Annotated in this window: 6 protein-coding genes; 1 reads left to right on the top strand and 5 read right to left on the bottom strand. The window is 69.2% G+C overall.

The features are described 5' to 3' along the window. The 3 genes from G6018_RS13330 to G6018_RS13320 all read right to left on the bottom strand — a co-directional run. The coding region (locus G6018_RS13330; protein WP_182639864.1) for an acyl-CoA synthetase at positions 1 to 1,876 on the bottom strand (1,876 nt) is incomplete at its 3' end. Beyond that, entirely contained in the window at positions 1,873 to 2,811 is a 939-nt protein-coding gene (locus G6018_RS13325) for a fumarylacetoacetate hydrolase family protein (protein ID WP_182639863.1), read from the bottom strand. The genes G6018_RS13325 and G6018_RS13330, both read right to left, overlap by 4 nt. Beyond that, positions 2,808 to 3,947: a VOC family protein gene (locus tag G6018_RS13320; protein ID WP_182639862.1), complete on the bottom strand. Its 1,140-nt coding sequence runs from the start codon at positions 3,945 to 3,947 to the stop codon at positions 2,808 to 2,810. Before G6018_RS13320 ends, G6018_RS13325 begins: the two co-directional genes overlap by 4 nt. A gap of 123 nt (positions 3,948 to 4,070) precedes the next feature. Here G6018_RS13320 and G6018_RS13315 point away from each other — a divergent pair, with 123 nt between their 5' ends. Continuing rightward, positions 4,071 to 4,709, top strand: a complete 639-nt coding sequence (locus G6018_RS13315; RefSeq protein WP_182639861.1) for a TetR/AcrR family transcriptional regulator — start codon at positions 4,071 to 4,073, stop codon at positions 4,707 to 4,709. Between the two features lie 38 nt (positions 4,710 to 4,747). Here the strand turns inward: G6018_RS13315 and G6018_RS13310 are convergent, their stop codons facing one another. After that, positions 4,748 to 6,412, bottom strand: a complete 1,665-nt coding sequence (locus G6018_RS13310; protein WP_179524906.1) for an FAD-dependent oxidoreductase — start codon at positions 6,410 to 6,412, stop codon at positions 4,748 to 4,750. Between the two features lie 55 nt (positions 6,413 to 6,467). Beyond that, the coding region (locus G6018_RS13305) for a cytochrome P450 (RefSeq protein ID WP_182639860.1) at positions 6,468 to 7,171 on the bottom strand (704 nt) is incomplete at its 5' end.

Genomic DNA, 7,171 nt, shown 5'->3' with positions numbered 1-7,171 from the left:
TGCGCCCGTCGGCCGGCGCCCACTGCCAGTGGATCGCGTAGCTGTCGAGGACCCGGGCTGCGGTGTCGACGTCACCGGCCCGCTGCACCACGGCCACGATCGAACCGTCGACGATCCGAGCGTCCACCGATGTGGGTGCCCCGGCGTCGGTGAGCGCCGCGGTGAGCGCGGTTTCGGTGGCGAGGGCTCGCAGCGCGAGCTTGTAGGGCTTGCCCACATCGGTGACCGGCAGCGAGTCAATGATCGTGACCTCTCTAGGGGCGGCCGCGGACTCGGAGACCCGTTCGGTCGCCCACGCCTGCAGGTCACCGCCGGACACCGTGGCGCCGTCGCGGACGGTGACATAGCCGACGGGGACCTCGCCCGCGTGCACGTCGGGACGACCGACGACCCCGGCGTCGGTGACATCGGGGTGCTCGAGAAGAGCGTCCTCGACCGCGCGGGGATCGATGTTGTGCCCGCCGCGGATGATGAGGTCCTTGGCGCGGCCGGTGAGCGTCACGAAACCGCGATCATCCACGGATCCCAGGTCACCGGTGTCCAGCCACCCGTCGCGAACAGACCCGCCGTCATCGAGATCGAACCCGTTGTCCTTGCGGCCGCGGACGTAGCCGGCGAACACGGTGGGGCCTGACACGACGAGCCGCCCGACGGTGCCGGCGGGTAGTTCCTGCCAGTGCTCGTCGACGGCGCGGATCTGCTGATAGGGCAGGCGTTGCCCGACCGAACCGGCGGGCTGGCCGTCGAAGAAACTGCGAACGCTGGCGCAGGTCGCCTCCGTGAGTCCGTAACCCTCGAGCAGGGGGACTCCCGTATGGGACTCGAACCCCTCACGCACCGCGGGCGGCAGCATGGACGCGCCGACCAGGCACGCCCGCAGACTGGAGATGTCGGCGTCGACCGGGCACTGGGCGAGCACCGAGTACACCGTGGGGACGGCGCTCATCGCGGAGATCTCGTGCGCCCGGACGAGCTGCCAGAACACGCCGTAGAGGGCGAGGTCGCGGTACCCCAGCGGTCCCGCCCACACGACGGTCTGGCCGCGCAGCATCGGGGCGAGAACGGTGACGATCAACGCGTTGACGTGGAACAGCGGCAGCGCGGCAAAGACGACGGAGTCCTCGTCGAGCACGGTGTTCGCCGCGATCATCCACGCATTGGAGACCTCGTTGCGGTGCGAGTGACCGGCCAGCTTGGGCACGCCGGTGGTCCCACCGGTGTGGAACAGCGCGGCGAGGTCGTCGGCACCGCGGTCCTCCTCGACCGCGACGCGGGGGAGCTCGGCCGCGTCGAGGTAGGCGACGGTGACGTCGCCCAGGTCGGGCACCTCGGGTTCGGTATCGGCCCCGGTGGGGCGCAGGAGGAACACCGTGTCGATCCCGGTGGCGGCCACGATGTCGGGAAGTCCCGAGAAGACTGCGGGGTCGAGGTCGGGGCCGGCGGCGACGAGGACCCTCGAGCCCGATCTACCGATCAGTTCGGCCACGTGCTCGGCGTTCATGGCCGGGTTGATCGGGGCGGCGACGCCTGCGCGCTGTGCCGCGAAGAACACCTCGATCAGCTCGACGCAGTTGGGCGCCAGCAGGGTGACCGCGTCCCGGCCGCCGACCCCCGCGGCGCGGAGAGCGGCGGCGTGTCTGTCGACGGCGTCGAGCAACTGCGCGTGCGTGCGGTCGGTGGTCTGCTGCCACCGGGTCGCGTCGGGCATGACGCGCAGCGCGGTGCGTTCAGGCCACTGCTCGGCCGCGCGGGTGAGGACCGCGTACGTCGATGCCGGCAACCCGCGGGCGTCGAGTGGTGTCTGTTCGATCAGCGCGACGTCGTCGGGGGTGTCGTAGGCCGGCCACAACGACGCCGATGAGGTGGGGGCGATCATGCGTAGCGCACCACGTTCCGCTGGACGCCGAGATCCAGCGTCCCGTCGCCCGCACGGACCGACGTCTCGACGATGTCGCCGTCCTGCAGGTACTTCGGGTTACCGGCCTGGCGCTTGAAGAACGCCTTCCACTTCAGGTGCGGCGGGAGCAGCGCTCCGATCATCTCGATGGGTTTCGCGGGTGCGGTCAGTGCGGTGCCGCCGGGCGTGCCGGTCAGGAGAAGGTCGCCGGCGTCGACACGCTGGAACCTGTTCAGGGTCCGCACCGCCTCCAGGGGGCTGTAGATCATGTCGGCGACGGTGCTGTTCTGACGCGTGACCCCGTTCACCCGCAACTGGAGGGTGAGGGTGGAGAACCTGTCCCACTCACCGGGCTCCAGCAACACCAGGACGGGACCGACCGGGGTGAAGCTCGGGTAGGACTTGGCCTCGTAGAACTGCGTCTTGGGCAGCTGCACGTCGCGGGCTGACACATCGTTGGTGATCACGAGGCCCGCCACGGCGTCGGCGAGGGTCGCCTCGTCGATGGTGGTCCCGACGGGCAGGCTGGCCCCGAAGACCAGGCCGATCTCGACCTCGTAGTCCAACAGCTGCACGTGCGCGGGCTTGATGATGTCGTCGTTCGGCCCGACGATCGATCCCGAGGCCTTGCGGAAGAACGTCAGCGGGACCTTGTCGGGGTTCATCCCGGAATCGCGGACATGCGAGACGTAGTTCGTCATCTGCGCGATCACCCGACACGGTGCTGTCACCGGAGACTGCAGTTGCAGGCTCGCCGGGTCGACGACCTCGCCGCTGTCGGTCGTGGCCAGGACGACCGCCTGACGATCCGCGATCAGCTCGGCGGTGGTGGTCGCCCGCGTGTCGATGCGACGGGCGCCGGCGGGCACCAGCACCCACCACGCGTCGGCGGTACGGAGAACGGACAGGCTCATGTGCGGGCTACTTTCATCAGGCCGAAGAGGCGTTGGACGTCGAATTCGTTGTCGGACTCGCGCAACGACGAGAGGATGGAGGTCAACTCGCGCAGTGCGGCGCGGCCCGGCTTGATACCCAGGAAGTCCGCGGTCGCCGGCGGGCCCCACTGGTTGAGGCCTGACGCCGTCATCGGGGCCCAGCCGGCGTCGACCGTGCTGTCGAAGTGGTCACCGTCGGTGAAGTGTTCGACCAGGAACCCGTCCGGATCGCGCCAGTAGTCGAAGAGCTGACTGCCCTGGATGTGGCGACCCAGCCCCCACGAGTGGTCGTATCCCCGGTCGAGGAGGTACTCGCTCCCGGCGGCCAGGGCGTCCAGATCGCAGACCTGGTAGGCGGAGTGGACGTATCGGTCGGCGGGGCCGAGCGTCAGGGCCAGGGTGTGGTGGTCGGCGACCTCTCCGCCGCGGTCACACCGGATGAAGCTCATCACGGGTCCGCGTTCGCGCTGGCCGGGGTAGTACAGGAAGTCACTCACGATCATTCCCAGGTTGTGCAGGTACCAGTTGAGCGACGACAGGTAGCGCGTCGACGACAGCACGACGTGGCCGAGGCGCTCGACGACGGCCGGAGCGCGCGGGGGTCGCTGAGTGCTGTTGACGCGGGTCCGGTCGCGTTCGAAGTTGAACGGGTTGCGGACGCTCTGCAGGGGCAGCGCTGGCCATTCGGTGACTCCTGAGACCACCCGCACGCGGCACCCGCTGGGATCCCGGGTGGTGACCGCACTCCCTCCGAGGGCGTCCCCGAGAGACTCCACGGGCCGTCCCCATTCGGAGGCCAGAGTGTGGACGTCGGCGTCGTCGGCCGCGAGGAAGGCCGCGCCGGTGAACGCGGTCCGCGGTGCTCGACGGACGATGACACACGGCGGCCCCGCGAGGGCGCCCCGCAGGTGCAGCTCATCGGGAGTCTGGAAGGTGGGGGTGAACCCGAAGTCCACCGCGAACGCGGCGGTGCGCACGAGATCGGGTTTGTCGAACTCCAACCAGGCGATGTCGTGGACTTTCACCACCGGGTCCGGCCGGCGCCCGGGATGTTCCCCGGGCAGGGCGCCCTGATCGGCGTGCAGTCCCTCGTGCACGTCATGGTTGACCGTCATCTCGACTCCCGTCGTATCGGTTGACGATATCGTCATATACGCCGCACACGTCAGTCAAGTCCGTTGACGAAGTCGTCACGGGTGCGTATGGGACCATGTGACCCATCGTGGAAGGAGAATGCGATGGCCCAGGCTGATCCGGGCGTTCTCACGCGGGCTCAGAGACGCAAAGCCCAGACCCGGCGGTCCCTCATCGGTGCCGCCCAGCAGTTGATGGCGCAGGGTCGGACCGCGGTGTCGGTCCTCGACATCACCACCATGGCCGACGTCGGCAACGGCTCGTTCTACAACCACTTCGCCACGAAAGAGGAGTTGTTCGAGGCCGCGGTGATGTCCGTCGTCGAGGACCACGGCGAACTGCTGGACGCCTTCACCGAGGGGATGAGCGATCCGGCGCACATGTTCACGCAGAGCTTCCGCCTGACCGGTCGTCTGCACCGCAGGTACCCCGAATTGAGCAGAGTCGTGGTCAACCACGGTCTGTCGGTCCTCTCCACCGCCGACGCGGGCCTGCTTCCCCGCGCGCGTCGCGATATCGAGGCCGCGGTCGCCGCCCGGCGGTTCGTCACCACCGACATCGACGTGGCCCTGACCGTCGTCTCCGGGTCCGCGCTGACGCTGGCGTTGCTGCTGCACGACCAGCCCGAACGCGACGACGCGGCCACGACCGACGCCGTCACCGCCCACGTCCTGCGCGCCCTGGGTGTGAGTGAGGACGAGGCCGCGGCGCTCATCGCTCTTCCGTTGCCGGCCTGGGACTGATCTCACCGGATCTCCCGGGCGTGGCGTGACGAGGCGGGTCAGGTGGCGGTCGCCGCGACCCGCACCATCTCGTCGACCGACACCAGTTTGCGGCGGCGGCGGCCGTCGATGCGCCCGGCCGCCCGTTCGTGGTCGTCGATCGCGGCCCACCCGGCTGCGTCGATCCGGTGGCCGTGGCGCCCGGCGATCAGGGCGTCGACGTCGTCCTCACCGATCGCGGGAGGCGGCAGACGCCCCTGGGTCCAATCGGCGATGATGGCCTCGGCGGTCTGCAGACCACACTGCCTGTTGGCGCCGATCCCGCCCCGGGCGCCGCGCTTGATCCACCCGGCGACGTACATTCCGGCCACCGGGGATCCGTCGTCGATGACGCGACCGCCGTCGTTGGGGATGACGGCGGCACGGGAGTCGAACGGTAGTCCGGAGAACGGATCTGCGCGATACCCGATCGACCGGATCACCGTGGACGCGGGCACGGTCGTCTCCGGGCCCGTCGGGACGACGCGACCGGTGCCGTCGGTGCTGTACGCCATGCGCGTGACCCGCACTCCCGAGACACCGTGGTCGTCGCCGAGGATGGCGGCGGGGGAGGACAGGTAACGGAACGCGACCGTGCGCGCCGCTCCCGTCGGTGTGCGGGCGGCGTAGCCGCGGGCGAGGCGCAGCTTGGTGGAGGTGGTGGGGTCCAGCGTTCCCGCCTGTTCGTCCCGGTGGGTCCGCGGGTCGAGAACCAGGTCAGCCGGGTCCACGACGACGTCCACGCCGGAGAGCGAGGCGAATGCCTGGAACTCCGAATTGGTGTACGCGGCGTGGGCCGGACCGCGTCTGCCCAGGATGCTCACGTGCCGCACCGTTGACTGCCGAAGGGCCCGCAGCGCGTGATCGGCGATATCGGTGCGCGCCAGCTCATCGGGATCTGTCACGAGGATCCGAGCCGCATCGAGGGCCACGTTGCCGTTACCCACGATCACGACGGACTCGCCGCTCAGGTCGATCTCGTCGTCGGCATGGTCGGGGTGGCCGTTGTACCAGGCCACGAAGTCCGTGGCGGCGAGCGATCCGGGCAGATCCTCGCCGGAGATGGACAGAGCGCGGTCAGCGGCCGCGCCGGTGGCGACGATCACCGCGTGATACCTCGCGCGGAGTTCGTCGAGGGTGACGTCGACTCCCACCTCGACGTTGAGGAAGTACCGGAACGCCTCTCGAGACGCGGTCGCGGCGAATGTCCGCTCGACGCCTTTGGTCGCCGCGTGATCCGGGGCGACACCCGCGCGCACCAGACCATAGGGGGTGGGGAGGCGGTCGAACATGTCGACCGTGACGCCGCGGTGTCGCAGCAGTTCCCCCGATGTGTAGAAGGCGGCGGGCCCTGCACCGATGACCGCCACTCGGAACGGAAGCGGTCCGGAGTCCGATGCCGGACGGGGCGGCGTCCAGGTGCCGGCGATCTCTCGTCCCCGGAAGTAGTCAGCGTTCATCTCCGGGAAGGCCGAGTCCGGCGACAGCAGGTCGTCCGGAACGATGGCGTCGACGGGACACTCGTCCACACACGCCCCGCAATCGATGCAGGCGGCCGGGTCGATGTGTAGCATCTCGGCCCGGGCGAACTCGGGCGACCCGGGGGTCGGATGAATACAGTTCACCGGACACACCGTGACGCAGCTCGCGTCGTTGCAGCACGGTCGCGTGATGACATGGGCCACCGGTCATCCTCCTTGGATCGTCATGAACCGTCCGCCTGTGGCGGACGGCGTTCACTCAGCGGAACGAGGCCCGGAAGGACTCGAAGCCCTGAAGGCAGTTGTTGCGCAGCAGTTCCGGATCACTGACGCTGATGGAAGAGACGCGCGGGACCATCGCGTGCAGCAGCGTCTGCATCTCCAACTTCGCCAGCTGCATGCCGACGCAGGTGTGCACGCCGTGCCCCCATCCGACGTTGCTGCCGCGCCACTCCAGCGAGAATCTCTCGGGGTGGTGGAAATGCCGCTCGTCGCTGTTCGCGGCGGCGAACACCACCGCGACACGATCCTTCGGGCGCAGTTGGACCCCACCGAACTCGGTATGCGCGGCGACTGATCGGGTGAACGACCTGACCGGCGACGCCATCCGCACCGCTTCCACCACCGCGGTCGGGATCAGGTCCGGGTCCCGGCGCAGCCGTTCCCAGAGCCCGGGGGTGGTTCCCAGGCTCCAGAGCAGTTGGCCGGTCGACAGGATCGTGGTGTCCAGACTCGGTGCGACGAAGTCGATGATCATGTACTTCGCCTCGACCCGCCCGATCTCTCCCCGGTCAGCCGCATCGAGCACCGTCGACGCCCACCCGCCGGGTGTCACGTTCGGGCGGCCGACCGCCAACGTGTAGAGGAACAAGCCGAGCGATCCGCGTACGGAACCCCGCGCCCGGCGATTCGCCGAACCGAGACCGTCGAACGTCGACTGGCCCCAGTTCAGCATCTGCTCCG

Source organism: Dietzia sp. DQ11-44 (assembly GCF_014145205.1).
Taxonomy (GTDB): Bacteria; Actinomycetota; Actinomycetes; order Mycobacteriales; family Mycobacteriaceae; genus Dietzia; species Dietzia natronolimnaea.
The sequence above is the reverse complement of the archived record's forward strand: the minus strand, read 5'-3'. Positions and strand labels throughout refer to the sequence as shown.

Excerpts from the sequence above, each read along its gene's own strand:
- G6018_RS13325 (WP_182639863.1), bottom strand. The coding sequence starts at position 2,811 with ATGAGCCTGTCCGTTCTCCGTACCGCCGACGCGTGGTGGGTGCTGGTG.
- G6018_RS13320 (WP_182639862.1), bottom strand. The coding sequence starts at position 3,947 with ATGACGGTCAACCATGACGTGCACGAGGGACTGCACGCCGATCAGGGC.
- G6018_RS13315 (WP_182639861.1), top strand. The coding sequence starts at position 4,071 with ATGGCCCAGGCTGATCCGGGCGTTCTCACGCGGGCTCAGAGACGCAAA.